The organism is Streptomyces sp. NPDC038135 (assembly GCF_055601245.1).
The window spans coordinates 406,295-430,477 of the sequence record NZ_JBVJXS010000002.1; the positions used below are offsets into that span (position 1 = coordinate 406,295).

General features: G+C 71.1%; 21 protein-coding genes and 2 tRNA genes. 10 read left to right on the top strand and 13 right to left on the bottom strand.

From position 1 onward, the window contains the following. Positions 1-151: 151 nt before the first annotated feature. Positions 152-2,737: an aminopeptidase N gene (gene pepN / locus ACZ7JA_RS06145; RefSeq protein WP_470807431.1), complete on the bottom strand. Its 2,586-nt coding sequence runs from the start codon at positions 2,735-2,737 to the stop codon at positions 152-154. A gap of 164 nt (positions 2,738-2,901) precedes the next feature. Between pepN and ACZ7JA_RS06150 the strand changes: the two genes are divergently transcribed. Beyond that, the gene (locus ACZ7JA_RS06150) at positions 2,902-3,564 is read left to right on the top strand and encodes a mycothiol-dependent nitroreductase Rv2466c family protein (RefSeq protein ID WP_351659252.1); all 663 of its coding nucleotides are present in this window, start codon (positions 2,902-2,904) and stop codon (positions 3,562-3,564) included. 110 nt (positions 3,565-3,674) lie between these two features. Here the strand turns inward: ACZ7JA_RS06150 and ACZ7JA_RS06155 are convergent, their stop codons facing one another. From ACZ7JA_RS06155 to ACZ7JA_RS06190, 8 genes are all read right to left on the bottom strand, one after another. Next, a complete protein-coding gene (locus tag ACZ7JA_RS06155) occupies positions 3,675-4,322 on the bottom strand; it encodes a superoxide dismutase (protein ID WP_470807434.1) in 648 nt (215 codons plus the stop codon). A gap of 126 nt (positions 4,323-4,448) precedes the next feature. Beyond that, positions 4,449-5,831: an amino acid permease gene (locus ACZ7JA_RS06160; RefSeq protein WP_351659257.1), complete on the bottom strand. Its 1,383-nt coding sequence runs from the start codon at positions 5,829-5,831 to the stop codon at positions 4,449-4,451. A 118-nt stretch (positions 5,832-5,949) separates the two neighbouring features. Next, entirely contained in the window at positions 5,950-6,840 is an 891-nt protein-coding gene (locus ACZ7JA_RS06165; protein WP_470807436.1) for a TauD/TfdA dioxygenase family protein, read from the bottom strand. A gap of 14 nt (positions 6,841-6,854) precedes the next feature. Further along, positions 6,855-8,192, bottom strand: a complete 1,338-nt coding sequence (locus ACZ7JA_RS06170) for an LLM class flavin-dependent oxidoreductase (protein WP_403678775.1) — start codon at positions 8,190-8,192, stop codon at positions 6,855-6,857. After that, a complete protein-coding gene (locus ACZ7JA_RS06175; RefSeq protein WP_470807438.1) occupies positions 8,189-8,923 on the bottom strand; it encodes an ABC transporter ATP-binding protein in 735 nt (244 codons plus the stop codon). The genes ACZ7JA_RS06170 and ACZ7JA_RS06175 overlap by 4 nt, the downstream gene beginning before the upstream one ends. Continuing rightward, positions 8,899-9,747 (bottom strand): ABC transporter permease, encoded by an 849-nt coding sequence (locus ACZ7JA_RS06180; protein ID WP_389299472.1) that lies wholly within the window; start codon positions 9,745-9,747, stop codon positions 8,899-8,901. Before ACZ7JA_RS06180 ends, ACZ7JA_RS06175 begins: the two co-directional genes overlap by 25 nt. Then, complete coding sequence (locus tag ACZ7JA_RS06185; protein WP_389299475.1) at positions 9,744-10,811, bottom strand: ABC transporter substrate-binding protein; 1,068 nt, start codon at positions 10,809-10,811, stop codon at positions 9,744-9,746. Before ACZ7JA_RS06185 ends, ACZ7JA_RS06180 begins: the two co-directional genes overlap by 4 nt. A 241-nt stretch (positions 10,812-11,052) precedes the next feature. Next, on the bottom strand, positions 11,053-12,252 hold the full coding sequence (locus ACZ7JA_RS06190; protein ID WP_351659274.1) for an ROK family protein: 1,200 nt from the start codon (positions 12,250-12,252) through the stop codon (positions 11,053-11,055). A gap of 430 nt (positions 12,253-12,682) precedes the next feature. Here ACZ7JA_RS06190 and ACZ7JA_RS06195 point away from each other — a divergent pair, with 430 nt between their 5' ends. Beyond that, positions 12,683-13,264 carry a biotin transporter BioY gene (locus tag ACZ7JA_RS06195; protein WP_351659277.1) on the top strand — a complete coding sequence of 194 codons (582 nt, stop codon included), beginning with the start codon at positions 12,683-12,685 and terminating at the stop codon, positions 13,262-13,264. 85 nt (positions 13,265-13,349) lie between these two features. On the opposite strand, the gene ACZ7JA_RS06200 is transcribed toward ACZ7JA_RS06195, so the two are convergent. Continuing rightward, positions 13,350-14,774 (bottom strand): amino acid permease, encoded by a 1,425-nt coding sequence (locus ACZ7JA_RS06200; RefSeq protein ID WP_470807441.1) that lies wholly within the window; start codon positions 14,772-14,774, stop codon positions 13,350-13,352. Positions 14,775-14,977: 203 nt separating this feature from the next. Between ACZ7JA_RS06200 and ACZ7JA_RS06205 the strand changes: the two genes are divergently transcribed. Continuing rightward, positions 14,978-15,463: a ribose-5-phosphate isomerase gene (locus ACZ7JA_RS06205; protein ID WP_199210544.1), complete on the top strand. Its 486-nt coding sequence runs from the start codon at positions 14,978-14,980 to the stop codon at positions 15,461-15,463. A 94-nt stretch (positions 15,464-15,557) separates the two neighbouring features. Next, complete coding sequence (locus tag ACZ7JA_RS06210) at positions 15,558-16,367, top strand: Fpg/Nei family DNA glycosylase (protein ID WP_351659283.1); 810 nt, start codon at positions 15,558-15,560, stop codon at positions 16,365-16,367. 31 nt (positions 16,368-16,398) lie between these two features. Here ACZ7JA_RS06210 and ACZ7JA_RS06215 read toward each other — a convergent pair whose 3' ends face one another. Then, entirely contained in the window at positions 16,399-17,640 is a 1,242-nt protein-coding gene (locus ACZ7JA_RS06215) for a GNAT family N-acetyltransferase (protein ID WP_351659286.1), read from the bottom strand. Positions 17,641-17,815: 175 nt separating this feature from the next. On the opposite strand from ACZ7JA_RS06215, the gene ACZ7JA_RS06220 reads away from it, so the two are divergent. Beyond that, positions 17,816-18,988 (top strand): PP2C family protein-serine/threonine phosphatase, encoded by a 1,173-nt coding sequence (locus ACZ7JA_RS06220; protein WP_351659289.1) that lies wholly within the window; start codon positions 17,816-17,818, stop codon positions 18,986-18,988. 41 nt (positions 18,989-19,029) lie between these two features. After that, the gene (locus ACZ7JA_RS06225; protein ID WP_470807446.1) at positions 19,030-19,512 is read left to right on the top strand and encodes an HD domain-containing protein; all 483 of its coding nucleotides are present in this window, start codon (positions 19,030-19,032) and stop codon (positions 19,510-19,512) included. Here ACZ7JA_RS06225 and ACZ7JA_RS06230 read toward each other — a convergent pair. Next, positions 19,509-20,624 carry an acyltransferase family protein gene (locus ACZ7JA_RS06230; protein ID WP_389299942.1) on the bottom strand — a complete coding sequence of 372 codons (1,116 nt, stop codon included), beginning with the start codon at positions 20,622-20,624 and terminating at the stop codon, positions 19,509-19,511. The two genes, ACZ7JA_RS06225 and ACZ7JA_RS06230, sit on opposite strands and share 4 nt — an antisense overlap. Positions 20,625-21,137: 513 nt before the next feature. On the opposite strand from ACZ7JA_RS06230, the gene ACZ7JA_RS06235 reads away from it, so the two are divergent. Further along, positions 21,138-21,332, top strand: coding sequence for a hypothetical protein (locus tag ACZ7JA_RS06235; RefSeq protein ID WP_143632335.1), 195 nt, complete (start codon positions 21,138-21,140; stop codon positions 21,330-21,332). Between the two features lie 87 nt (positions 21,333-21,419). Here ACZ7JA_RS06235 and ACZ7JA_RS06240 read toward each other — a convergent pair. Further along, positions 21,420-21,493, bottom strand: a tRNA-Gly gene (locus ACZ7JA_RS06240). Positions 21,494-21,655: 162 nt separating this feature from the next. Between ACZ7JA_RS06240 and ACZ7JA_RS06245 the strand changes: the two genes are divergently transcribed. The 3 genes from ACZ7JA_RS06245 (at position 21,656) to ACZ7JA_RS06255 (ending at position 24,174) form a co-directional block, all read left to right on the top strand. Continuing rightward, positions 21,656-21,732: transfer RNA gene (locus tag ACZ7JA_RS06245), tRNA-Pro, on the top strand. A gap of 179 nt (positions 21,733-21,911) precedes the next feature. After that, positions 21,912-23,282 (top strand): trigger factor, encoded by a 1,371-nt coding sequence (tig, locus tag ACZ7JA_RS06250; RefSeq protein ID WP_351659299.1) that lies wholly within the window; start codon positions 21,912-21,914, stop codon positions 23,280-23,282. A gap of 286 nt (positions 23,283-23,568) precedes the next feature. After that, complete coding sequence (locus ACZ7JA_RS06255) at positions 23,569-24,174, top strand: ATP-dependent Clp protease proteolytic subunit (protein WP_199213517.1); 606 nt, start codon at positions 23,569-23,571, stop codon at positions 24,172-24,174. Positions 24,175-24,183: the final 9 nt, after the last annotated feature.

Here is a 24,183-nt window from a genome sequence, read left to right on the forward strand (position 1 = left end):
GGAATGCGGACAACGCGGTATTAAAGGACGGGTGTTCGGGTGCCGAGTAGGGTCCGGAAACCCCTGGTCCCATCGGGTGCGGACCAGGGGTTACGGCTGCTATTGACTGAATTCCGTAACGGTCACCGAAAGCGGAATCCCTGGCCAAGGCTCAGTGGCCGGCCGCCGCCGCGTCGCACTCCTGTGCGCGCAGCGCCCGCGCCAGGTCGTCCCGCGCCTCCAGCACCAGCCGGCGCAGCGCCGGGGCCGCCTCCGTGTGCGCCGCGAGCCAGGCGTCGGTCGCCGCCAGCGTCTCCGGCCGGTCCTGGTAGGAGGGGTACAGACCGCGCACCACGTCCATGCCGATCTGGATCGACCGCTCCCGCCACACCCGCTCGATCACCGCGAAGTACTTCTCCGCGTACGGCGCGGTCAGCTCCCGCTGCGAGGGCAGGCCGAAGCCCGCGATGGTCGCCTCCACGAGCGCGTTGGACAGCGCGTCGGACTCCACCACCTGCGCCCAGGCCTGCGCCTTCACCGCCGCCGACGGGCGGGCCGCCAGGCACCGGACCTGGTGCCGCTTGCCGGACGCCGTGTCGTCGCGGGCCAGCTCGGCCGCCAGCACCGCCTCGTCCGCCATGCCGTGCGCCGCCAGCGGCTCCAGGAACGCCCAGCGCAGCTCCTGGTCCACCACCAGGCCGTCGATCTCCGCCGCGCCGTCCAGCAGGTCCTTCAGGAGCAGCAGCAGATCGTGGTCGGCGGCGGCGACGGTCGCGAAGAACCGCGCCCACGCGAGCTGGTGCTCACTGCCCGGCTCGGCCTCCCGCAGCTCGCCGAGGGCCCCCTCCGCCACCAGCCGCTCACCGGTCGCGCGCCACTGCGGCGCCGCGTAGTGCACCAGCGCCGAGTTCGCCCAGGCGTGCAGCATCTGCAGCACGCCGATGTCGGACTCGCGGCCCGCGAACCGCAGCACCAGGCCGATGAAGTCCCGGGCCGGCAGCAGGGCGTCACGGGTGAGGTTCCACAGCGCCGACCAGCACAGGGCGCGGGCCAGCGGGTCGGTGAGCGCCCCCAGGTGCTCGCGCAGGGTGGCCAGCGAGGTCTCGTCGAAGCGGACCTTGCAGTACGTCAGGTCGTCGTCGTTGACCAGCACCAGCTCAGGCGCCTCGGCGCCGGCCAGCTCCGCCACGACCGTGCGCGGGCCCTCGACGTCCGTCTCCACGCGCGCGTACCGCTCCAGCGCGCCCTCGGGCGTGCGCCGGTACAGACCCACCGCGACCCGGTGCGGGCGCAGCTCCGGGTGCGTCTCCGCGGCCTCCTGGAGGACGGCCAGCTCGGCGATCCGGCCGCCCTCGGTGTCCAGCAGCACCTGCGGGGTCAGCGAGTTGACGCCGGCCGTCTGCAGCCAGGAGCGCGCCCACACCGTCATGTCCCGGCCGCTGGTCTCCGCCAGCACCGACAGCAGGTCGCCCAGGCGTGTGTTGCCGTAGGCGTTGCGCTTGAAGTAGCGGCGGGCGCCCTCGAGGAAGGCGTCCCGGCCGACGTACGCCACCAGTTGCTTGAGCACCGAGGCGCCCTTGGCGTAGGTGATGCCGTCGAAGTTGAGCTTGGCGTCCTGCAGGTCGCGGATGTCCGCCGTGATCGGGTGCGTGGAGGGGAGCTGGTCCGCGCGGTAGGCCCAGGCCTTGCGGCGGTTGGCGAAGGTGATCCAGGCGTCGGTGAAGCGGGTCGCGCCGACGTTCGCGAACGTGCCCATGAAGTCCGCGAAGGACTCCTTCAGCCACAGGTCGTCCCACCACTCCATGGTGACCAGGTCGCCGAACCACATGTGGGCCATCTCGTGCAGGATCACGTTGGCCCGCGCCTCGTACGACGCCTGCGTCACCTTGCCGCGGAAGATGTACTCCTCGCGGAAGGTCACCAGACCCGGGTTCTCCATCGCCCCCAGGTTGTACTCGGGGACGAAGGCCTGGTCGTACTTCCCGAACGGGTACGGGTAGTCGAAGTGGTCGTGGAAGAAGTCCAGGCCCTGCTTGGTGACCAGGAAGACGTCCTCTGCGTCGAAGTACGGGGCGAGCCCCTTGCGGCACATCGCGCCAAGGGGGATCTCCAGCTTCGTGCCGTCCTCGAAGACCCGCTCGTAGTGGTCCGTCACGTAGTGGTACGGCCCCGCCACCACACAGGTGATGTAGGTCGAGATCGGCCTGGTCTCCGCGAACCGCCAGACGCCGTCGGCGAGTTCGCCGGCTCCGTTGCTCCACACCGTCCAGCCCTCGGGCGCCCGCACCTCGAAGCGGTACGGCGCCTTCAGGTCCGGCTGCTCGAAGTTGGCGTAGACCCGGCGGGCGTCGGCGGGCTCGTACTGGGTGTAGAGGTAGACCTCGCCGTCCTCGGGGTCGACGAAGCGGTGCATGCCCTCGCCGGTGCGCGAGTAGGCGCACTGGGCGTCGACCGTCAGCTCGTTCTCCGCGGCCAGGTCCTCCAGCAGGATCCGGGAACCGTCGAAGACCGCGCCGGGGTCCAGGTCCCGCCCGTTGAGCGTGACCGCGGTCACGCTCGGTGCGATCAGGTCGGCGAAGGTCGACGCGCCCGGCTCGTTGCAGCGGAACCTGATCACCGTCACCGAACGGAAGGTGCGCGGCTCGGCGCCCCCGTCCCCGACGGCGGACCGCAGGTCCAGCGCCACCTCGTAGCCGTCGACCGACAGCAGGGCGGCCCGCTCCCGGGCCTCGTCGCGGGTCAGATTCTCACCGGGCACGTCGTGGCACTCCCTTGTGGTCGCTTGGACACCTCACAACAGGACCGATCCTGCCATGCGCACCTGACACGGCACATCAGGGAATCCCCTCGACACGGCCGGTGCGGGAATGGCGGGAGCGGCGGTGCTGTTGCCGCTTCAAAAGACCTTCGCTGAGGAGAAGCATGTCCGAGACCGCGACCCCCTCCGGCAAGACCCCCGTGGACTTCTGGTTCGACCCGCTGTGCCCCTGGGCCTGGATGACCTCCCGCTGGGTGCTGGAGGTCGAGAAGGTCCGGGACATCGAGGTCCGCTGGCACATCATGAGTCTCGCCGTCCTCAACGAGAACCGGCTGGACGAGCTGCCCGAGGAGTACCGGGAGATGCTCGCCACCAAGGCCTGGCAGCCGGTGCGCGTGGTCACCGCCGCCTGGCAGAAGCACGGCGCGGACGTCCTCGGCCCGCTGTACACCGCGCTCGGCACCCGCATCCACAACAACGGCGAGGGCCCGACCCTGGAGGCCGTCGCGGGCGCGCTCGCGGACGTCGGCCTGCCCGCGGAGCTGATCGACTACGCCGAGCAGCAGGACTTCGAGTTCGACGCCGAGCTGCGCGCCTCCCACAAGGAGGGCATCGAGAAGGTCGGCCAGGACGTCGGCACCCCGGTCATCGCGGTGCCGGGCCCCGACGGCGAGCAGATCGCCTTCTTCGGCCCGGTCGTCACCCCCGCCCCCAAGGGCGAGGAGGCGGCCCGTCTGTGGGACGGCACCCTCGCGGTCGCCTCCGTCCCCGGCTTCTACGAGATCAAGCGGACCCGCACCAAGGGCCCGGACTTCAGCAACCTGTAGAGCCCGCGCTCAGCCCGGAGGGCCCCCGCGAGTCACGTCCTCGCGGGGGTCCTCCTCTCATCCGCCCGCCGCCGTGAAGGGTGAGAAGACGATCACGAGGCGGGGCGTTCTCAGGGGGCGAGCAGCAGCACGTCCGCGCGGGACCTGGCGACCGTGAGGCGCCCGGCCACGTCCTGCCAGTTCACGACCCGCCACATCGCCTCGACGAAGTCCACCTTCTGGTTGCGGTATTGCAGGTAGAAGGCGTGCTCCCAGGCGTCGAAGACGAGGATCGGGGTCGAGCCCTGACCGACGTTGCCCTGGTGGTCGTAGACCTGCTCCACGATCAGCCGGCCGCTCAGCGGCTCGTACGCCAGCACGCCCCAGCCCGAGCCCTGGGTGGTGGCCGCGGCCTTGGACAGCTGGGTCCGGAACGCGGCGAACGAGCCGAACGACTCCCTGATCGCCTCGGCCAGCTCGCCCACGCCGTCGGCCGCGAGGGGCTCGCCGCCGCCCTCCTTCGGGCCGGTCATGTTCTGCCAGTAGATCGAGTGCAGGATGTGCCCGGAGAGGTGGAAGGCCAGGTTCTTCTCCAGGCCGTTGACCGACCCCCAGCTCTCCTTCTCCCGTGCCTCGGCGAGCTGCTCCAGGGTGTCGTTGGCGCCCTTCACATAGGCCGCGTGGTGCTTGTCGTGGTGCAGCTCGATGATCTCGGGGCTGATCACGGGCGCGAGCGCGGCGTAGTCGTAGGGCAGGTCGGGCAGCGAGTACACGGGCATGGGCGGTTCCCCTCCGAACCTTATTGCAAGTCTCTTGCAACTACACGCTAGCAACAACAAGGCGGGGACGCACGAAGGCCCCCGCGTGTCGCACGCGGGGGCCTTCGGCGCCGGGGCGGGGACGGGTCAGCGCTTGGCGCGGGCCCGCTGCCAGGCGTAGCCCACGGCCGCGAGGACCAGCGTCATGCCGCCCGTCGACAGGAGCTGCAGGCGGGTGTCCGGCTCCCGGGCCATGAGGACGAAGATCGCCGCCATGCCGGCCAGCGCGACCCAGGTGAGGTACGGGAACGCCCACATCCGCACGACCAGCTTCTCGGGCGCCTCGCGTTCGATGCGGCGGCGCAGCAGGAGCTGGGAGACCGCGATGAAGATCCAGACGACCAGGATCACCGCGCCGATCATGTTCAGCAGCCAGGCGAAGACGTCGTCCGGCCGCCAGTAGCTGAGCAGCACGCAGCCGAAGCCGACGACCGACGACACGAGGACGGCGATCCGCGGCACCCCGCCGGAGACCTTCGCCAGCGCCTTCGGGCCCTGGCCGCGCTCGACCAGCGAGTAGGCGATGCGCGAGGAGCCGTAGATGTTGGCGTTCATCGCCGACAGCAGGGCCACCAGGATGACCACGTTCATCACCTGGTCGGCGCCGGGCAGGCCGATCTGCCGCAGGGCGGCGACGTACGGGCCGTCCGTCACCACCGACTTCGCGTTCCACGGGACCAAGGTCACGATGACGGCCATCGAGCCGATGTAGAACAGGGCGATCCGCCACATCGCGGTGCGCACCGCGCTCGCCACGCCCTTGACCGGGTCCTGGGACTCGGCCGCCGCGATGGTGACCGTCTCCAGGCCGCCGTAGGCGAAGACCGAGGCCAGCAGGCCGATCACCAGACCCTCGCTGCCGTGGGGCAGGAAGTCGCCGAGGTGGGAGGCGCCGGGGGAGTGGGTGCCGGGCAGGACGCCGGCGATGGCCAGCACGCCGAGGACCAGGAACAGGCCGATCGCGCCGACCTTCAGCGCCGCGAACCAGAACTCGAACTCGCCGAAGTTCTTCACGGCCGTGAGGTTCGCACCGCAGAACACCAGCATGAACAGGGCCACCCAGACCCACTGCGGGGTGCCCGGCAGCCAGCCCTGCACGATGTTCGCGGCGCCGATGCCCTCCAGGCCCACCGCGGTGCACAGCAGCACCCAGAAGGACCAGCCGGCGGTGAACCCGGCCCACGGGCCGATGGCCCGCTCGGCGTGCGCGGAGAACGAGCCCGAGGACGGGTAGGCGGCGGACATCTCGCCGAGCATCCGCATCACCAGCATGACCAGCAGGCCGGATACCGCGTACGCGACGACGACGGAGGGACCGGCGGCCGCGATGCCGGCGCCGGAGCCGACGAACAGGCCGGCGCCGATCACCCCGCCGAGGGCGATCATCGACAGGTGGCGCTGCTTGAGGCCGTGGGAGAGGGAGTCGCCGGACCGCTGCAGCGGTGGCGTCTCGAGGGTGCTGTGGGGCATGGGCGCGGCTCGTCCAGTCGTCGGCGGCGAAAACCAAGCCAGTCTGGGCGGCCCGTTCGCTCCCGCGAAGGGGCCGCCCAGCATCCGGACGCGCGCTGTACGAAGGGTGAGACCCCGGTTACGCGGCGACCGGGGTGTAGTGCGTGGCGTCGCCCTCGATGGAGTAGCTCTCCTTGCCCTCGACGCCGACCGGGATGTCACCGGCGGCGGTCACCCGGTGCAGCCGGCGCGGCTGCCCGTCGTAGTTGTCGATGGCGTAGTGCTGGGTGATGCGGTTGTCGAAGAGCACGAGCTGGTTCTCCGACCAGCGGTGGCGCAGCACGTTCTCCGGGCGGGTGACGTACGCCTGCAGCAGGTCGAGGACCTTGCGGGACTCGCCCACCGACAGCCCCACGATCCGCTGCGCGAACCCGCCGATGAACAGCCCGCGCTCCCCGGTCAGCGGATGGACGCGGACCACCGGGTGGGCGGTGCGGTACTTGATGGAGGTGAACTGGGCGCGCTGGGCGGCCTTCTCCTCGTCGATCGACTCGTCCGGCACCGCGTAGTCGTAGTCGTTGGTGTGCTCGGCCCACAGCGTGTCGGCGAGCCGGCGCAGCGGCTCGGGCAGGTCGCGGTAGGCGGCCGCCGCGTTGGCGATCAGGGTCTCGCCGCCGTACGGCGGGACGGTGATCGAGCGCAGGGTGCTGGCCTGCGGCGGGTTGAGGACGAAGGTGACGTCGGTGTGCCAGTGGTTGGCGCGGCCCCGCTCGCTGTCCACCGGCAGCACGTTCGGGGAGCCCTCGACGGCGCCGACCGTCGGATGGGCGGTGGTGAGGTCGCCGAGGTGGCGGACGAAGGCCTGCTGTCCGGCGTCGTCGAGGTGCACGTCGTCGAAGACGAGCGCCTTGTGGGCGTTCAGCGCCTCGCGGATGCCGGCGACCTGTTCGGCGGCGAGCGGCCGGGAGACGTCGACGCCGGAGACGCGGGCGCCGATGCGGGCGGTGACCTTGGTGATCTCGAGGGACATGTGCGGTGGTCCTTTCAGACGAGGGCGGGGGTGAGGTACTGGTTGGCGGGGCGGGGCAGGCCGTAGCGCTCCCGCAGGGTCCGGCGGGGGCCGTACGCGTCGCGCAGCAGGCCGCGCCGGCGCAGGAGCGGCACGACGTGCTCGACGAAGGCCTCCAGACCGGAGGGCAGCACGGCGGGCATGATGTTGAAGCCGTCGGCGGCGCCCTGGGTGAACCAGGTCTCTATCTGGCCGGCGACCTGCTCGGGCGTCCCGGCGAAGGTGAGGTGGCCGCGTCCGCCGCCGAGACGGCCGATGAGCTGCCGTACGGTCAGCCGCTCGCGCCGGGCCAGCTCCACCACCAGGGTGTAGCGGCTCTTGGCGCCCTCGATGGCGGACTCCGGCGGCAGGTCCCCGGGCAGCTCCCGGTCCAGGTCGAGGGCGCCGGGCTCCAGGTGCAGCAGGCTCTCCAGCCGGGCCCGGCCGTGCTCGGGGACGATGTGGTCCTCCAGCACCCGCTCGTTCGCCCGCGCCTCGGCCTCGGTCGCGCCGAGCACCGGGACGATGCCGGGCAGCACCTTGATGTGCTCCGGGTCCCGTCCGGCCCCGGCCGTGAGCGACTTCAGGTCGGCGTAGAAGGCCTGGGCGTCCGCGAGGGTCTGCTGGGCGGTGAAGACCGCCTCCGCGTACCGGGCGGCGAAGGCCTTGCCGTCCGTGGAGGAGCCGGCCTGCACCAGCAGCGGGTAGCCCTGCGGGGAGCGCGGCACGTTGAGGGCGCCCTCGACGGCGAAGTACGTCCCCTTGTGCCGGGGCGGGTGGATCTTGCGGTCGTCGCCCCATACGCCGGCCGCCTTGTCGGCGACGATCGCGTCGTCCTCCCAGCTGTCCCAGAGCTTGAGGGACACGTCGAGGAACTCGGCGGCGCGGGCGTACCGCTCGGCGTGCGCGGGCTCGGCGTCCAGGCCGAAGTTCCGGGCGGCCTCCCGGCCCGCGGTGGTGACGATGTTCCAGCCGGCCCGGCCGCCGCTGACGATGTCCAGCGAGGCGAACCGGCGGGCCAGGTTGTAGGGGGAGTTGTAGGAGGTGGAGGCGGTGGCGATCAGCCCGATGTGCTCGGTGGCCGTCGCCAGCGCGGTGAGCAGGGTGAGCGGCTCCAGGGCGCCGGCCGGACGCTGGGCGAGGTTGCTCCAGAGCTGCGGGCCGTCGGCGAGGAAGAGCGAGTCGAAGGTGCCGCGCTCGGCGATGCGGGCCAGCCGCACGTAGTGGGCGAGGTCGACGTGCGCGTACGGGTCGCTCTCCGGCAGCCGCCACGACGCCTCGTGGTGGCCGGTGTTCATCAGGAACGCGTTGAGGTGCAGTTCTCTCGTGGTCACTCGTGGTCCTCCGTGACACCGAGCGCGGCCAGCAGCCGCTCGCGGTACTCGCCCAGCACCGGCTCCCGGTAGGAGCGCGGGTGGGGACGGTCGATGGTCAGGTCCAGGCCGATGCGGCCCCGGTCCAGGACGAGGACCCGGTCGGCGAGCACGATCGCCTCGTCCACGTCGTGGGTGACGAGCAGTACCGACGGCCGGTGCCGCTTCCACAGCTCGCGCAGCAGGTTGTGCATCTTGATGCGGGTCAGTGCGTCAAGCGCGCCGAACGGCTCGTCGGCCAGCAGCAGTTCGGGCTCGCGGACCAGGGAGCGGGCGAGCGCGGCGCGCTGCGCCTCGCCCCCGGACAGCTCGCCCGGCCAGGCCCGTTCGCGGCCCCCCAGCCCCACCTCCTCCAGGGCCGCCCGGCCGCGCGGCTCGGCTTCCTTGCCCTCGGTGCCGAGCAGGACGTTGTCCAGCACCCGGGCCCAGGGCAGCAGCCGGGAGTCCTGGAAGACCACCGACACCCGCTCGGGGGCGCTGAGCCGACCGCTGCCGGCGACTCCGTGATCGAGTCCGGCGACGGCCCGCAGCAGGGTGGACTTGCCCGAGCCGCTGTGCCCGAGCAGGGCCGTGAACTGGCCGGCGGGCAGATCCAGGTCGATGCCGTCGAGGACCGTGCGGCCGTCGAACGACCTCGTCAGCTCGCGCAGCCGGACGGCGGGCCGGGTCAGTTGCTCAGTGTGCGGCGCCATGACAGCACCCTCCGTTCGACGAGACGGACCACGCTGTCGGAGATCAGGCCGAAGACGCCGTAGATCAGCAGGCCGACCAGGATGACGTCGCTCTGGCCGTAGTTCTGCGCCTGGAACATCAGGTAGCCGAGGCCGCTGGTGGCGTTGATCTGCTCCAGGACCACCAGACCCAGCCAGGAGCCGGTGACGCCGAGCCGGAGACCCACGAAGAATCCGGGCAGCGCCCCGGGGATCACCACCCGCCGGACGAAGGCGAACCTCGACAGCCCCTGCACCTCGGCGAGTTCGACGAACCGGGTGTCGATGCCGGACAGCGCGGCGTGCGTGTTCAGGTAGATGGGGATGTAGACGACGATCGCGATGATGGCGATCTTGAAGGTCTCGCCGATGCCCAGCCAGAGGATGAACAGCGGGATCAGGCCGAGGGTCGGGATCGCCCGGTTGAGCTGCACGGTCCCGTCGATCAGCGCCTCCCCGGCCCGGCTGAGCCCGGAGACCAGCGCGAGCAGCACCCCGGCGGTCAGGCCGATCGCGAAGCCGTAGGCGGCCCTGCGGAGCGAGGTGAGCACGTCGGTGGGCAGCGTGCCGTCGGTCCACAGGTGGCCGGCGGTCCGCAGCACCGTCCAGGGCGCCGGTATCGCGCCCGGGTCGAGGGCGCCGGCGGCCGAGGCGGCGGCCCACAGGACGAGCACCAAGAGCGGTCCGGTGAGCCGGGCCGCGGGCAGCCGGCGCCCGGGGGAGAGCCGCCGGCGCCGGCGGACCTGGGGCGGTTCCGCGGCGGCCGGTGCCGCCACGGCGGTCGTGGTCGTGGTCACGGCGCTCACCTCCGGTACTCCGCCGGGACGGCCCGGGCGGCGATGGCCTCGAAGCGGTGGTCGAAGAGCGAGGAGACGTCGAACTTCTTCACGAAGCCGCCCTCGGCGAGCAGGTCGGCCGTCTCCTGCTCCCACCTGACCGCCTCGTCCCAGCTCGGCGGGAAAAGCGGCTTGTTGGCGAGCTCGGTGATGGACTTCGCCTGGTCCAGGGTCAGGTTCTGCGTCTTGACGTAGAACTCCTCGTTCCACACGTCCGGGTGCTCGTACTGCCACACCAGTCCCTTGGCCCAGTGCGGGATGTACGCGGCGACCGCGGCGGCCTTGGCCGGGTCGGCGAGCACGGACCGCGGTGCCCACAGCAGGCTGAGCAGGTCGACCACGTCGGTCTTGATGACGCGGGCGCCCTTGCCCCCGTACTGCTTGAGGTAGGCGGGCGCCTGGCTGTTGCCGAGCGGGGCCACGTCGACCTGGCCGGACTGCAGGGCGGTCAGGAACTGGTTGCTGGTCAGCGGGACCAGCTTCACCTGGTCGTACTTCAGACCCGCCTTCTTCAGCGCCCGCAGCAGCACGACACCCTGGGCCTGGCCCTGCGAGAAGGCGATCTTCCTGCCGCGGAAGTCCTCGACCGTGCGGATGTCGCTGCCGGGCTTGGTGGCGAAGAGGTAGTTGGGCTTGCGGGTCACGTTGATCGCCACGATCTTCGCGTCGAAGCCCTGGTAGTGCGCCTGGATCGGCGGTATGCCCGCGTTGTTGGCGAGGTCGAGGGACTTGGCGCGGAAGGCGTTGATGACGTCCGGGCCGGCCCCGATGTTGAGCCAGTCGGACACCTCGAACGGCAGCGGGGGCAGCTTGGCCAGCTTGAACTGGAGCTGCTGGACGTTCTGGTAGGAGGAGATCTTCAGGCTGGTGCCGGCCGGGACCTTGGCGGCGAGGGGGCGGGTGAGGGCGCCCTCGGTGTCGGCGGCGGCGCTGCCGTCCGCGCAGCCGCTGAGACCCGCGACGGCGGCGGACGCGCCGAGCAGGGAGGTCAGGAACAGGCGGCGGTCGAGACCGGTGACGGGCGGAGCAGACATGGGAGGACTCCCTGGGTACGCACAGCGGAAAGGCAGGCCGGAAGGCAGCCGGAATTTCCGGCGGAATGCCGGAAGAAAAGCTCATGGAAGAGCTTGTGGAAAGAGAACTCACGCAGACGGAAACACGCGCTTCATGCGCGGCAACATGTCAGCAACAGAGGGTGCGACAACTCGTGAGCGGGTTCATGACCAGCATGTTCGTCGCCATCGCCGCCCCCTGTCAACATTCCGAGTTTCTGAATTAAATAGTCTCTGGTGATGCGCCCAGTGGATCCCGGAACAGCACGTCCAGCATCACCGAGCCGCCCGCGACCGCGAGCACCGAATCGGGGAAACTCGTCGGCAGCACGGACGCCGCGCGTCGCTCCCCGGCCGCTTCCCGCAGCGCGGTCAGGCAGTCGTCGAAGCGCATCGTGCCCACCTCGGTGACCACGACCGTCTCCGGGTTGAGCACGTCCAGCAGCAGCCCGGCCGCCCGTCCCGTGGCCCGGGCCCGCTCCACCAGCAGCCGCCGGGCCACCGCGTCGCCGGCCGCCGCCGCGGCCACCACGTGCATCGGGTTGCCCGAGCCGGTGACGCCGGCCGCGCGGGCCCGGCGGCACAGCGTCCGCTCGCTCAACTCGGCCTGCAGGCAGCCCGTACGGCCGCAGACGCAGGGCTCGGTGCCGCCCGGCACCGGGAGGTGGGCGATCGCGCCGGCCTGCGAGCGGGGCCCGTGGTGCACCTCGTCCCCCGTGGCGAACGCCGCGTCGACCATGTTGCCGACGAACAGATGCAGCACGCTCCGGCTGTCCCGGGCCCGCCCGAACAGCCGCTCACCGCTCACCAGCCCCCGCGCGTGCCCGTCGACGTGGACGGGCAGACCGGTGCGGTCCGCGAGCAGCTCCCGCACCGGCACCTCGCGCCAGCCCAGGAGTTCGTGCTCCACGACGGTGCCGGACTCCCGGTCCACCCAGCCGCCGGCGGCGACACCGACCCCCAGCGGGCGGCGCTCCGGCGCCCGCGCGAGCAGTGCCCCCAGCGCGTCGGCGGCGCGGGCCAGCACCCGTCCCGGATCCGGCCGTTCGTGCTTCAGCTCGCATCGGGCGAGCACCCGGCCGCGCAGATCGAGCAGCGCCACCGTCGTGTACGGCACGGCCACGTGCACCCCGCCGACCACGAACCGTCCGGTGTCGAGGTCGACGGGGACGTGCGGCCGGCCCACGCCGTTCGAGCGGCGCGGGGCCGTCTCCTCACGGAGCAGCCCGAGTCCGGCCAGCCGGGCGCAGTGCTCGGTCACGGCCGCGGGGGACAGCCCGGTCAGCCGGGCGACGGTGCTGCGCGCCACCGGGCCGTGCTCCAGCACGGACCGCAGCACGACACTGGCGCTGGTGCGCCGCCGGTCGCTGTCGGCGGCGCGGGGAACGGGGGAGGCAAGGGTGGATGCCGCGGTACGGGGCATGGGGACCGTCCTCGGGAACGGGGCCGACACGTCTCGGAGCCTCTCGGAGGGCGAGGGCGCGCCGGGGTGCGCCCTACCCCGGACGGCGACAGGTGGCCGTGCCCTGCCGTCGCAGGTCGACGTAGCGACGCGACGTGAAGTACCGGGCCTGGGCAACCATGCCGGAAGCGTAGGGCAGAAAGGGGGAATCCGACCAGTCCACTAGGGTTCGTTGGCGGGGTCCCACAGTCCCGCCGACGGCTCCCCGAGTGAGCTGCGCATCCCCGCCTCAGTGACCGTTGTCACGCCGTACCGGGTGTAACCACCATCATTTGTCGGGAGCCCACCAAGCCCTCGTTCCCCCCTTTGTCGACCGCTGACGGTGATCACCGCGAGGCCGCCGGGATAGCGTCACGGTGTCCCAGCCGTCCCCACCTCCCGCGGAGTCCCCATGAGCACCGCCACCGCAACCGTCCGCCCCGGTGAAGTCCTCGCCGACCTGCTGCCCGCTTCGCGGACCCGCGACATCGCGCTGGTGCTCGGCGGTGCCGTGCTCACCGGCATCGCGGCCCAGATCGCGGTGCCCGTGCCCGGCTCCCCGGTGCCGGTGACCGGCCAGACCTTCGCCGCGCTGCTCGTCGGCACCGCCCTCGGCGCCCGCCGCGGCTTCCTCTCCCTCGCCCTGTACGCGCTCGCGGGCGTGGCCGGTCTGCCGTGGTTCGCGGAGGGCGGCTCCGGCGCGGGCGCCGTCTCCTTCGGTTACGTCCTCGGCATGCTGCTCGCCTCCGCCGCCGTCGGCGCCCTGGCCCGCCGCGGCGCCGACCGCTCCCCGCTGCGCATGGCGGGCACGATGGTCCTCGGCGAGGCGGTCATCTACGCCGTCGGCGTGCCGTACCTGGCCCTGGCCGCCCACCTGTCCTTCTCCCAGGCCGTCGCCGCCGGCCTCACTCCGTTCCTGATCGGCGACGCCCTGAAGGCCGCGCTGGCCATGGGCGTGCTGCCCGCCGCCTGGAAGCTCACCGGCCGTCGCTGACGCCCCGGGCGGGCGAACGCATGACGAAGGGGAGGGAGTCCCGTGGGACTCCCTCCCCTTCGTCATGCCGGTGGGCCGTGCGGGATCAGCCGACGGACACCTTCTCCGCCGTGTCCTCCACGGCCGGGGCCGTCCGACTGCCCGCGATCTTCTGCTTGATCAGGGAGGCCGCGATCACCAGGGCGGCCACCAGCAGGGAGAGCTCGACGGTCGTGCGACCGCTGCTCTCGCCCTCGGTGTCGGTCAGCATGTAACCGAAGATGCCGATGATCAGAATGGCCGTCGCCCAGGTCAGGTACGGGTACAGCCACATCTTCACGACGAGCTTCTCCGGCGCCTCCCGCTGGATGATGCGCCGCATCCGCAGCTGCGAGAAGCAGATCGCCAGCCACACGAACAGGGCCACCGCGCCACTGCTGTTGAGCAGGAAGAGGAAGACCGTGTCCGGGAACTTGTAGTTGAAGAAGACGGCGGCGAAGCCGAAGGCCACGGACGAGAGGATCGCGGCCCGCGGCACACCGCGGGACGTGGTCCGCGCGAACGCCTTGGGCGCGTCACCGCGCTGGCCGAGCGAGAACGCCATCCGGGAGGCCGTGTACAGACCGGAGTTCAGGCAGGACAGCACCGACGTCAGGACGATGAAGTTCATGACCTCGCCGGCGTGCGGGATGCCCAGGGAGCCGAGGGCGGCGACGTACGAGCCGTCCTTCGCGATGGCCGGGTCGTTCCACGGCAGCAGGGTCACGACGATCAGGATCGAGCCGAGGTAGAAGACGCCGATACGCCAGATGATGCTGTTGGTGGACTTGGTGACGGCGCGCCGCGGGTCCTCCGACTCGCCGGCCGCCAGGGTGGCGATCTCGCTTCCCATGAAGGAGAAGACGACCAGCAGCACACCCGTGAGGATCGAGCCCGGGCCGTGCGGCAGGAAGCCGCCGTGCGAGGTCAGATTGGCGAAACTCGCCTTGTCGGTGTGCGCGCCGGGCAGCACGCCGAACACGGCCAGCAGGCCGACGACGATGAACGCGCCGATCGCCACGACCTTGATGCCGGCGAACCAGAACTCGAACTCGCCGTAGGAGCCGACCGAGATCAGGTTGGTCGCGGTCAGGACGGTCATCACGATGAGCGCCCAGCCCCATTGCGGCACGGCCGGTATCCAGCCCTCCAGGATCTTCGCGCCGGCCGTGGCCTCCACGGCCAGCACGACGACCCAGAAGAACCAGTAGAGCCAGCCGATGGAGAAGCCGGCCCAGGGCCCCAGCGCGCGGTCGGCGTGCGCGGAGAACGAACCGGAGGTGGGGTTGGCGGCGGACATCTCGCCGAGCATGCGCATCACCAGCACCACGAGCGTGCCGACGAGGGCGTACGACAGAAGGATGCCCGGTCCCGCGGTAGCGATACCGGTACTGGAGCCGACGAAGAGACCGGCTCCGATGACGCCACCGATCGCGATCATCGTCAGGTGGCGGTTTTTCAGTCCTGCTTGAAGGCCCGAACCAGGGGTCATGGACGGATTTCCTTTACGCCAGGTGGAGCTGCCCGTACGAGCGGTGTACGAGCCGGTCCAGTGAATCCGAGGTGAACGAATTCAGGAACCTCTGAATCCGGATTGTTACTTGAGGTTCTCTTGAGGATCTATGGCCCGATTCACATTCGACCGATGTCACACCCGCGGCTGCTGCCCCGAAACCGGCGTGTCACACTCGTCCCATGCGCGTGTATCTCGGCTCCGACCATGCGGGCTACGAACTCAAGAACCACCTCGTCGACTGGCTCAAGGCGGCGGGGCACGAGCCCGTCGACTGCGGGCCCCACATCTACGACGCCCAGGACGACTACCCGCCCTTCTGCCTGCGCGCGGCCGAGCGGACCGCCGCCGACCCCGACGCGCTCGGCATCGTGATCGGCGGCTCCGGCAACGGGGAGCAGATCGCCGCCAACAAGGTGAAGGGCGTGCGCGCGGCGCTGGCCTGGAGCGAGGAGACGGCCGGCCTCGGCCGCCAGCACAACGACGCCAACGTCGTGGCGGTGGGCGCGCGCATGCACAGCACGGAGGAGGCGACGAAGTTCGTCGAGGTGTTCCTCAACACCCCGTTCTCCGGTGACGAGCGTCACATCCGCCGCATCGACATGCTCGCCGGCTACGAGACGACCGGCGACCTGCCCCCGATCCCGGCCCACCACCCGCAGCAGTAGCACCCCCGGGGGCCCGGACCGGTACCGGGCCCCCGCAGCCTCTCCACCGGCCGGGACGGGCTGGCCGGAAGCGGCAGGAAAGGACACCTCAGCCGTGCCAGAAGGGCACACCATCCACCGGCTGGCCCAGGACTACGCCGAGCGCTTCCAGGGCACCGCCCCCCGGGTGACCAGTCCCCAGGGCAAGTTCTCCGACGCGGCGGACCTGCTGGACGGAGCCCTCCTGACCGGCACCGAGGCCCACGGCAAGCACCTCTTCCTCCGGTTCCGCGACGCCGACTGGGTCCACATCCACCTCGGCCTCTTCGGCAAGGTCGCCTTCGGCCCGGCCCCCGCGCCCCCGCCCACCGACACCGTCCGGCTCCGGCTCGCCGGCGACACCGGGTACGTCGACCTGCGCGGCCCCACCACCTGCGCGCTCGTCACCGACGCCGAGAAGCGCGCGGTGCACGACCGGCTCGGCCCCGACCCGCTCCGCGCGGACGCCGACCCGGGCGCCGCGTACCGAAGGATCTCCCGCAGCCGTACGACCGTCGCCGCGCTGCTGATGGACCAGAAGGTCATCGCGGGCGTCGGCAACGTCTACCGGGCCGAGGTCCTCTTCCGGCACGGCATCGACCCCTACCGCGCGGGCCGGGACCTCACCCCGGCCGAGTGGGAGGCGATCTGGGCCGACCTGGTCGCGCTCATGCGCGAGGGCGTGCGCCACAACCGCATCGACACCGTCCGCCCCGAGCACACCCCCGAGGCCATGGGCCGCCCGCCCCGCGTGGACGACCACGGCGGCGAGGTGTACGTCTACCGCCGGGCCGCCCAGCCCTGCCACATCTGCGGCACCGGCATCCGCACCGCCGGGCTGGCCGCCCGCAACCTCTTCTGGTGCCCCACCTGCCAGGACCACTGACCAGGCGGCCGGAAGGGCCCGGCGAGCCGCGTCAGAAGCCGTGCGGCAGCCACGGCGCCACCGGCGAGCCGAACGCCACCGCCGCCTCCGCGAGCGCCCCCGGCCGCAGCTCCCGCACCCGCCCGGCCGCCGCCAGCGACAGCAGCGACACCCCGCCCAGGTACGCCGCCCCCAGCTCCCGCACGGACAGCTCCAGGTCCGCGGGGTCCCGGGTGCGCTCGCAGGACGCGCCCTTCGCGTCGCCGGTCAGCCGCCAACGCCCCGCGTTCCAGGGGCAGAAGGCGTCCTCCACGTCGAACACGACGTCCACCGGCGCCTGGTAGGTGCGGGCCGACAGCGCCGCCCCGACCTCGACCAGCCGGAGATGGCACGCGTCCCGGAAGCGGGGCCGGCAGCGCCGGATGTCGGAGACCAGATACTGCCAGGCGTCGTCGACCGGCCGCCCGCGCAGGTTCAGGGTCGTCATCAGGTCGATGTCGAACAGGAAGCGCCACAGCGCCGCGTCGGTCGCCGGGTCGAGCGCGGCCAGCTCCTCCAGCGTCACCGTGCCGTCGTGCCCGCTCGGACCCCAGCCGAGCTTGGTGCGGAACCGGGCGAACCCGGTGACCGCGCCGTCCCGCTCGGCCACCACGCACTGCAGCGCCGACGCGCCGTCCCGGTCGCCCGGCGGGTCGACCAGGCCGGCCCGCTCCCAGTTCGGCTGCCGGGCCAGCATCCCGGGCCTGCGGGGCACCAGCGCCGCGTACACCGCCTCGCACTCGGCCAGCACCTCGGCGGGCTCCGCGTACCGCAGCCGCACCTCCCCGGCGCCGGCGACCGGGGCCAGGGCCACCCGGCTCGTGTCGATCTCCGCCTGCAACTGGAAGGTCGCCGCGCCGTACCCGAACCGGCCGTAGATCGCCGGCTCGGAGGCGGTCAGCGCCGCCAGCGGCTCACCGAGCGCGCGCACGTCGTCGAGCTGCCGGCGCATCATCGAGGTCAGCACCCCGCGCCGCCGGTGCGTGGCGGCCACGCTCACCATGGTGACGCCCGCGGTGGGCACCCGCGCGCCGCCGGGGACGGTCATCCGGAAGCTGAAGGCCCCGGCCGTCCCCACGAGCGTGTCCCCGTCCCGGGCGGCCAGGGAACGGTCGAACTCCGTGACCGACCGATCCAGTTCGCGCTCCTCCGCGGAGGCCTCACCGGCGCCGAAGGCGCGGATCAGGTGGTCGAACCACCCGTCCCACTCCTCGGGGCGCAGCACTGTCAGCTCGGTCACACGCTCGGTCGCCATGAGCCATGCCTACCAGCGCCTCCCGGGACGAGCCAGCGAATTTCTCCCAGGCGGGGGCGCGACGGCCCCGAGTGCCGTTCACTGTGAAGTCCAACCGCGAAGCGGAGCCTCGCACGGGGGACAAGTGGGACCTCCCGTGCCAAGTGGCTGGTCCGATGGATAGGGTCCCGAACTGATGGCAGCAGGACGAGAGCGGCGCTCGAAGGCCGAGACGTTCACGGCCCGGTGGAAGATGCAGTGGCACCGGGTCCGCATCGGCCTGCGCAGAAGCGCCGTGGACTACTTCCGCGGCGACGGCTCGGACTGGATCGCGCTCGTCGGCCTGCTGCTCACCATTCCCGTCCTCGCGGCCCTGACACTCGGCAACTCGGTGTGGTTCTCGCCGGGCGCGCTGGTGCTGCCGATCGTCGCGGGCGGCCTGGTGCTGCGCCCGGCCAGCCTGCTCGGCCTCTACGCCGCCGCGGCCACCGCGCTGATCGTGGAGTCGGTGCGGCTCGGCCCGTACACGGAGGGGCCCTCGCGGGTCACCCCGGGCGTGGTCCTGGTGGTCGCCGCGTGCGGCTTCTTCGGGCTCCTCACCGCCCAGTTCCGCAGCCGGGTCGGCGTGCCCTGGCGGCGCGGCGGCACCATGCTGTTCGACCTGCGCGAGCGGATCCGGGTGCAGAGCACGCTGCCGAAGCTGCCGCAGGGCTGGCACCACGAGATGGCGCTGCGCCCGGCGGGCGGCCAGTCCTTCTCGGGCGACTTCGTGGTCGCGGCCCGCACCAACGGGGGCCGCACCCTGGAGGTCGTCCTCACGGACGTCTCCGGCAAGGGCATGGACGCCGGCTCGCGGGCCCTGCTGCTGTCCGGCGCCTTCGGCGGCCTGCTCGGCTCCCTGCCGCCGCACGCCTTCCTCCCGGCGGCCAACGGCTACCTGCTCCGCCAGGACTGGGACGAGGGCTTCGCCACCTCCATCCACCTGGTCCTGGACCTGGACTCCGGCGACTACGAGCTGTATTCCGCCGGGCATCCGCCGGGGCTCCAGCTCAGCGCGGGCAGCGGCCGCTGGGAGGAGAAGGCCGCCGAGGGCCCGCTGCTCGGGGTGTACGACGGCGCCCAGTTCGACTCCACCAAGGGCTCGCTGCGGCCCGGCGACGTGCTCATGCTCTTCACGGACGGCCTGGTGGAGACCTCCGACCGGGACATCGTCGAGGGCATCGACCGCCTCACCGGCGAAGCCGACCGCTATGTCGCCGGCGGCTTCCACGGCGCCGCCTGGCACCTGATCGAGGCGGTGGCCAAGGACGTCAACGACGACCGGGCCCTGCTGCTGATCTGCCGCGAGGCCACCTCGGCTCCCCGCTGACCGGGCTACCCGGAGCCCCGCGCACCGGGGACACTGGGGCGATGAACGGGACGCCACTCGGCCCCGGCGAGGTGGAGAGCCTCGCGCGGGCCGCGCACGAAGGACAGACCGACAAGGCGGGACGGCCCTACGCCGAACACCTCGCCGCCGTCGCCGAGGGGGTACGGGCCCGGGGCGGGGACGATGAGCAGGTCGCGGCGGCCTGGCTGCACGACGCCGTGGAGGACGGCGCGCTGAGCGAGGAGTGGCTCGAGTCGGCCGCCCTGACGGAGCGCACCAAGGCCGTCGTGCGCGCCGTCACCAAGCGGGCCGGTGAGGAACCCGGCGAGTACGCCCGGCGCATCCTCGCCACTCCGGGCGCGCTGCTGGTGAAGGAGGCCGACCTGGCGCACAACGCCGATCCGGCCCGGCTGGCGGTCCTGGACGAGACGACCCGGAAACGACTGACCGAGAAGTACGCGCGGATGCGGGCACTTCTCGGTCTGGGCCAGGCGGGGCCGGGTGCCGAGAGGGCGGAGTCCTAGGCGCTGACCTTCTCGCGCTCGCGCTCCTTCTGCTGCCGCTCGCGGGCCAGTTCGGCCGCGTCCTGCTTGAACGCCCAGGCCATCCTCGGCTCCATCGCGAAGCGGAACACCCGCCGCACCGGGGCGGTGCACAGCAGGGTGACGACGGCGGCCGCGACGGCGGTCACCAGGATCTCGCCGAGCGGGTGGTGCAGCCCGGGGTGGTCGAACCAGCCCCGGTAGTCGGCGAACTTCACCAGGAAGCCGTGCAGCAGGTAGCCGTAGAGCGTGCCCGCGCCCAGCGCCGTGAACCACATCCGGCGGCGCGGCACCCAGGCGAAGAAGCAGGCCGTCAGCAGCAGCGAGCAGCCCATCATCGCGAGCACCATCACCGGGCCGATCCACCACGGCGCGCCCAGCTCCTGCGCGGAGTCACGGTGGTAGAACCACGCCGTGTTCATGCGCGGCACCGCCCACCAGCCGAACGCGAGCGCGGCCGCGAACACCGGCACCGAGGCGATCCGCACCCAGCGCCGGCGCACCATGTGGAAGTGCTCGGGCTTCATGCACAGGCCGAGCACGAAGTACGGCAGGAACTGCAGCACGCGCTGGAGGTCGAGGTCGTCGCCGATGCTCGGGCTGACGCTGGCCAGCATGGCGATGCCGATGGCGACGGGGAGCGGCCAGCGCACCAGCTTCCACACGGGCGTGGTGAGCCGCCAGACGAACAGGGCGACCAGGAACCAGGTCAGGTACCAGGGGTCGAGGAGGCTGATCTCCTCGTGGGAGTGGTCGACGGCGTTCTTGAAGAGCGGGTACGCCGTCTCGAAGAGGACGTACGGCACGGCCACACCGGTGATCAGCCGCTTCAGCCGGTCCGGGCGCATGTCGAAACTGCGGGAGAAGAAGCCGGAGATGATGATGAACGCCGGCATGTGGAAGGTGTACACGACCGTGTAGAGGCCTTCCAGGATGCGGCTGTCGCCCTTCAGCGGCTCCCAGGCGTGGCCCATCGCGACGAGCACGATGGCCAGGTACTTGGCGTTGTCGAAGAACGAGTCGCGCTGTCTGCCCGGTCTGTCCGCCGCCGTCCGCCCCTTCTGTTCGCTCACTGGGGTACGCGGGCCGGGCACTCCGTCGGCCGGCGACTGCGCCGGGGGGAGTGGTCTGCGGTTCTGGCCGGGGGACGAGGCGGCTTCAAACATCTCAGGCACCCTAGCGTCGACGGTGGGATTCCGTAAAACCCCGCCTGTTATTCCTGGTTATCCCGTCCGGGTACCCCCTGATTTTCATAACTTGCCTCCGCTGTCCACGTGATGGTGGGCACAGCGGTACCCCTCGTTGACCCCTGATGTCCCGATTCATCGTGACCAACTGGGGCATACGTCGCCCGTGTGTCATCAATTCGAATTACCTGCGCACGTGATGTGTGGACATGGAAACCAAGCTGCGCAATTCCCAGTGCCGCAGGTGCCGGTGTGCGCGTCGAATTACTGTGCGGGGTCTCGCGGGCGGCGGTCCGCCGCCCGACGTTGCGTCACGACCCGCATACAAGGGCCGGGTTGGTGGCACGATGGTTCTGGCTGGGGTGCGCGGGGCCGCATCCCAGGGCCGGGAGAGCGGACCGACCGAAGGTGTGATCAGTTGTGGCCATTTCACTGTCCGTGGTGCTGCTGTTGGCGATCATCCTTGTGGTGCTGATCCGAGGGGGGAACATCAAGGCCGGCCCGGCCATCGTCGCCGTCCTCTTCGGCTTCTTCCTCGCCTCCACCGGCATGGCGCCGTCGATCAACCGCTTCATGAACTCGATAGCGGAGACGATCAACCAGATCAGCTTCTGAGCCGCTCCGCTTCCGAGCGGCGGCGGCTCCGCGGGAAACGATCAGGGCCGGGCGGAGGAGTGATCCTCGACCCGGCCCTGGACCGTGTGGAGCGGGCGACGGGAATCGAACCCGCGTAGCTAGTTTGGAAGACTAGGGCTCTACCATTGAGCTACGCCCGCGACAAGGCGCCGCCGGTCTGCGACCGTGGCACTGGAGAGCATCGTAGCGGGTCGCCCGCCGCGGAGGCCAACGTGTTGGACTGCGGCGATGTCGTGTGCGCGGCGGTGGTGAAACCGGCCGACGGAACCGGCCGGGACATGTACCCTACGTGTCGCACCAGACGGGGTGTGGCGCAGCTTGGTAGCGCGTCCGCTTTGGGAGCGGAAGGCCGTGGGTTCAAATCCCGCCACCCCGACCACCGGCTCGCGGCATCCTGATGATCGCCTTTTGGGGCGCTGACCGGCTGCGGTTACTATGCAAGCTGCGCGCCCGTGTGTCCCGGCCCACTCGGCCTACGAACTCCTCCGGGCGGCGAAATCCGCCGGACCAGTCTGGCTCCGGCAGAAACCAAGAAGTCAGCCACAAGGAGACCGAACCGTGAAGAGCGCCGTGGAGACCCTGAACCCGACCCGGGTTCGGCTCACTGTCGAGGTGCCCTTCGAGGAGCTCAAGGACAGCCTCGACGCGGCGTACAAGAAGATCAACCAGCAGGTCACGGTGAAGGGCTTCCGCAAGGGCAAGATCCCGGCCCGCGTCATCGACCAGCGGTTCGGCCGCGGTGCGGTGCTGGAGGAGGCCGTCAACGACGCGCTTCCGAAGTTCTACACCGAGGCGGTCAACGAGGCCGAGCTCAGCCCGCTGGGCCAGCCCGAGGTCGACATCACCGACCTGAAGGACGGCGAGACGCTGAACTTCACGGCCGAGGTCGACGTCCGCCCGGCCCTGGAGATCCCGGACTACTCCGGCATCGAGGTCGAGGTCGACGCCGTCGAGGTCACCGACGAGGACGTCGAGAAGTCCGTCGAGCAGCTCCGCGAGCGCTTCGCCTCCACCTCCCCGGTGGAGCGCGCCGCCCAGGACGGCGACGTCGTCACCATCGACCTGCAGGCCAAGGTGGACGGCGAGGTCCTCGAGGACGGCGTCGCCGACGGCGTCTCCTACACCATCGGCTCGGGCGAGCTGCTGGACGGCATCGACGACGCCGTCAAGGGCCTGTCCGCCGGCGAGGAGGGCACCTTCACCTCCGAGCTGAAGGGCGGCTCCGCCGCGGGCAAGGAGGCCGAGGTCACCGTCAAGGTCACCCAGGTGGCCGCCCGCGAACTGCCCGAGCTGGACGACGAGTTCGCGCAGCTCGCCTCCGAGTTCGACACCCTGGACGAGCTGAAGGCCGACAGCCGCAAGCGCCTGGCCGACATGAAGCAGTACGACCAGGCCACCCAGGCCCAGGAGCGCGTGCTGGAGAAGCTCCTCGAGCTGGTCGAGGTCCCGGTCCCCGAGAAGCTGCTCGAGGACGAGATCAACACCCGCAAGCACAACCTGGAGCACCACCAGCTCGGCCAGATGGGCCTCGACCTCGACAAGTACCTGGAGATCCAGGGCAAGACCGCCGAGGAGTTCGACGCCGAGACCCGCGAAGCCGCGGTCAAGGGCATCAAGACCCAGTTCGTCCTCGACGAGCTGGTCAAGAAGGAGAACCTCAACGTCAACCAGGAGGAGCTCACCGAGCACCTCATGCGGCGCGCGGCCTCCTCCGGCATGTCCCCCGACCAGTTCGCCCAGGCCGTCGTCGAGGGCGGCCAGGTGCCGCTCCTGGTCGGCGAGGTCGCCCGCGGCAAGGCCCTGGCCGTCGTGGTCGAGGCCGCCACGGTGAAGGACACCAACGGCGAGGTCGTCGACCTGGACGACGAGGAGGAGGAGACCGAGGCCGTCGAGGCGTCGGAGACCTCCGAGGAGAACGCCGAGGGCTGAGCGCCACCACGGCGCCTTCCAAGCGCGTAGGACGGGCCCCCGGGGAGTGTGCTTCCCGGGGGCCCGTGCCGTTCGGCCTCGGGATCCGCGCCCGCCCCGGCGGCGCGGCCGCTACGCCCCCGGCGAACACTGTCATCTCCGGGATTCCCCGAGGGGACCTGAGCGTTAGGGTCCTTGAATACGGGGGCAGGGGAGTCTCCTGAGACCCCAGCCAAGCCTCCGGCAGGACGACGTGAGACGGCCCGGCGCCGTCGTAAGACGAGCAGGTGGATACGTGACGAATCTGATGCCTTCAGCCGCCGGCGAGCCTTCCATCGGTGGTGGCCTCGGCGACCAGGTCTACAACCGGCTGCTCAACGAGCGGATCATCTTCCTCGGTCAGCAGGTCGACGACGACATCGCCAACAAGATCACCGCACAGCTGCTGCTCCTCGCCGCGGACCCCGACAAGGACATCTACCTCTACATCAACAGCCCGGGCGGCTCGGTGACGGCCGGCATGGCGATCTACGACACCATGCAGTTCATTCCGAACGACGTGGTCACGATCGGCATGGGCATGGCGGCCTCGATGGGCCAGTTCCTGCTCACCGGCGGCACCGCGGGCAAGCGCTTCGCCCTGCCGCACACGGACATCATGATGCACCAGGGCTCCGCGGGCCTGGGCGGTACGGTCTCGGACATCAAGATCCAGGCCCAGTACCTGCTGCGCACCAAGAAGACCATGACCGAGCTGACCGCGTTGCACTCCGGCCAGTCGGTGGAGACGATCCTCCGCGACGCCGACCGCGACCGCTGGTTCACCCCGGAAGAGGCCAAGGAGTACGGTCTCATCGACGAGATCATCAGGAACGCCTCGGGTGTTCCGGGAGGCGGCGGCACCGGTGCCTGACCGGCCCGG